General features: G+C 59.9%; 5 protein-coding genes. All 5 read left to right on the top strand.

Translation table 11 applies throughout. The features are described 5' to 3' along the window. On the top strand, positions 1-207 hold a 207-nt coding region (locus tag AC1DUU_RS26850; protein WP_476786401.1), incomplete at its 5' end, for a class I SAM-dependent methyltransferase family protein. A gap of 8 nt (positions 208-215) precedes the next feature. Next, entirely contained in the window at positions 216-1,529 is a 1,314-nt protein-coding gene (locus tag AC1DUU_RS26855) for a phosphatase PAP2/dual specificity phosphatase family protein (protein WP_476786402.1), read from the top strand. 74 nt (positions 1,530-1,603) lie between these two features. Beyond that, complete coding sequence (locus AC1DUU_RS26860; protein ID WP_476786403.1) at positions 1,604-1,972, top strand: hypothetical protein; 369 nt, start codon at positions 1,604-1,606, stop codon at positions 1,970-1,972. Positions 1,973-1,985: 13 nt separating this feature from the next. After that, positions 1,986-2,651 (top strand): lysophospholipid acyltransferase family protein, encoded by a 666-nt coding sequence (locus tag AC1DUU_RS26865; RefSeq protein WP_476786404.1) that lies wholly within the window; start codon positions 1,986-1,988, stop codon positions 2,649-2,651. Then, positions 2,648-3,410, top strand: a 763-nt coding sequence (locus AC1DUU_RS26870; protein WP_476786405.1) for a phosphatidate cytidylyltransferase, incomplete at its 3' end; no start/stop codon positions are given. The genes AC1DUU_RS26865 and AC1DUU_RS26870, both read left to right, overlap by 4 nt.

The following is a 3,410-nucleotide window of genomic DNA, read 5'->3' on the forward strand; positions in this document are numbered from 1 at the left end:
CTCATCTACACCAACCAGCCCTGGCATCCGCAACTCGAGATGATCGCCCGTTGTCTCACTTCGCATCGCGGTGGCCAGGCGTGGGTGATGCGCCGGCGCACCCAGGCCGAAATGGACCAACTCGTCGAAACGGCCGGCTTCGAAAAGCTGGACCAGCGCATCGACCCGTGGGGCATCTTTACCGTTTCGACGGCGCGGCGCATCTGAGAGCAACAATGACTCTGAAGCTTTCACAGATCGCGCGCGCCGAGCCTCATTCCAAGGTGATCCTGAGGGCTGTGCTCTGGCTTGGCTTTCTCGCGCCATTCTTCTACCTCACCTACGGTTTCGCCAACTGGCTGACGTCGCGGCGTGATGATGTCGGCAGCATCGTCCTGTCGTGGGAACACTATGTTCCCTTCCTCGCCTGGACCATCGTTCCCTATTGGTCGATCAACCTGTTTTATGGCCTGTCGCTGCTGCTGAATGATACCAAGCGCGGGGTTGATCGACTGGCAGGTCGTTACCTGACCGCGCAGATCGTCGCAGTTATCTGCTTCATCCTGTTTCCGCTGACCGCAACTTTTGTCCGCCCTGAAACCAGCGGCCTGCCAGGTTTCCTGTTCGACATACTCGGCGGTTTCGACAAGCCATTCAACCAGGCGCCGTCGCTGCACATCGCGCTTTTGGTGATCATCTGGGATCATTGGCGCCAGCGTCTTGGCGGCCTCCTGAAATATACTTGGTACCTCTGGTGCTTGCTTATAGGTCTGTCGGTGCTGACCACTTGGCAACACCATTTCATCGACATTCCGACCGGCGCGCTGCTTGGCTTTTTCGCCCTATGGCTGTTTCCGCAGGGGGGTGAGCTGCCATTCGCCGGCGCCCGGCTTTCCAGCGATCCAAAAGCCCGGAAGCTTGCTTTTTTCTATGGTGCAGGGTCGGTCATGGCCGTCTGGGCTGCGTTGGCGGGTCCGTCTGTTTCTGAGCTCCTTCTTGTCCTTTTGTGGCCGGCACTTGCGCTGGCAATTGTCGGCTTCGGCTATGCGGCGGCAGGACCGCGCGTATTCCAAAAGACCTTCGACGGAAGCGTCTCGCTGGCGAGCCGCGTTCTCTTGCTGCCCTATCGCTTGGGCGCAAAGTTGAGTGTCTGGGGCTGGACGCGCAAGCTAGCACCAAATGTGGCGATCGCTGACGGCATATTCCTTGGGCAATTTCCGACGGTCGTGGAAGCGAACGGCTTCGCCACGGTGATCGACCTCGCTGCCGAATTCGAAAAACCCGAGGGCATCACCAGCAATTGGATCAGCATCCCCATTATCGATCTGCTGCCGCCGTCAGTGGCCAACTCCCGACAGGCGGTGGAGGCCATCAAGAACGCGCAGCGGACTGGTACGGTTCTGGTTTGCTGCGCGCTTGGTTTTCAGCGCAGCGCCGGCATTGTAGCCACATGGCTTGTGTTTACTGGACGGGCGAAAACCCGCGCCGAGGCGCAGCAAATATTGAGGCAAGCCGGCCGACCGGTTCACTTTGCCGGAGAGCCTAGATGAGTGGTAAGGGCCATCGCGACCACGCTGAGGGTTTGGCCCGGCGATTACTCGTCCAATCGGCATGGCCAGCGGCGATGATTGCAACTGTTGCCATCGCGGCACCCTGCATGGCCCACTATTTCGCAGCGACACTTCCCGTTTCGGTTTCATGGGCCGCCCCGATCATGGCGACAGCAAGCGGCTTTGTTACCCTTGTGCTGTCGGCGATCATCCTGTTCGACGCGCTTTTGTTTCGGTTGATCGCGAGCCATGATCATGAGTCTGAGGCAGGAGCCGCCGTGGACGACATTCTCGTCCGCATGCGCCTGAAATCCTCACCGGCCCCTAACCGTTCACTTGCCGAGCGCATCGTGGGCACGAACCGCCTGATCCTCAAGCAACGCTTGTCGCTTGCATTGTTCATCGCCGCTGCGGCGGTCGCTGTTTTTGGTGTGCGCAGTTGAACCAGACGTAGACATGAGCAGAGTTCGCACCGCAATGTTGAGCCTCATGCGCACGGCGACCTCGGTCGGCCTGTCGGCGCTCGCCTGGATCGTCACCGGAGTGCGGCCAATTTGGAGCGGCAGCGAGCCGTCGGACCGGCAACGGATCTACTTCGCCAACCACGCGAGCCACGGAGATTTTATTTTGTTGTCGGCCTGCCTAAGTGAAAGCAGGCGCGCCCGAACACGCGCCATCGCTGCGGCGGAATATTGGGGCAAGTCGCGGTTGCGCCGCTTCATCGCCGAAGACATGCTGTCTTCGGTGCTTATTCATCGTGGATGGACAGAGCCTCGCAAGAACCCGATCTCGATCATGCTTTCGGCGCTCGAACAGGGCGATTCCCTGATCATCTTCCCAGAAGGCACGCGAAACATGACCGATGAGCCGCTACTGCCGTTCCGCTCGGGGCTCTACAACCTCGCCATTGCCCGGCCCGACGTCGAACTCATTCCCTGCTGGATCGAGAACATGTCCCGCGTTCTGCCGAAAGGCCAGTTTCTTCCAGTGCCGTTGCTATGCCGCGTCGTGTTCGGCGCACCGGTTGCCGTGGCTATGGGCGAGGAGCGCCGCGCCTTCCTCAAACGTGCCCGTGGCGCACTGCTTGCCCTCAATCCTCGCGCGCCGCGAGACGATCAATGAGCCCCGAGACAAGCCTGCTCGGTGCCGGGCTGTTTGCGGTGCTGGTCACGGCGAGTGCTGCCGCTGCGTTCTTGAGCTACCGCGCCGAACAACCGCTGAGCCCAACGCTGGTTAACCTCAACCAGCGCATACTGGCCTGGTGGGTGATGGTCGCCCTGATCGAGATTGCCTTCTTCTTCGGCAAAGGTGGAATGATCGCACTTTTTTCCTTCATCTCTTTTGCGGCGCTGCGCGAATTCGCAACGCTGACCCATTCCCGGCGCAGCGACCATTGGGTGCTGCTCGGCATGTTCGGCATCATCATTCCGGTGCAATACTGGCTGGTCTGGACCGCTTGGTACGGTCTGTTCACGATCTTCATCCCGGTCTACTGCTTCCTCCTCATGCCGGCGATCACGGCGCTGCATGGGGATACCGAACGCTTTCTGGAGCGGGTTGCAGCTCAGCAATGGGCCATCATGATCGCCGTGTATTGCGTTAGCCACGTGCCGGCTTTGCTGACACTCGACGTGGCGCAGTTTGAAGGGCGCAATCTTTTGCTCATTGCCTTCCTGATCCTCACGGTGCAGGGCAGCGACGTGCTGCAGTATATTTTCGGCAAACTTTTCGGCAAACACCGCTTTTCGCCGACAGTTTCGCCATCGAAAACCTGGGAAGGGTTGATTGGCGGGCTGGCCGCGGCGAGCCTGCTGGGTGCGTTGCTGTCGTTCCTGACGCCGTTCTCTCCGCTTCAGGCGTCGGGTGTCGCCTTGGTTACTT

This window comes from Aminobacter sp. P4_H6_2, from assembly GCF_056400805.1.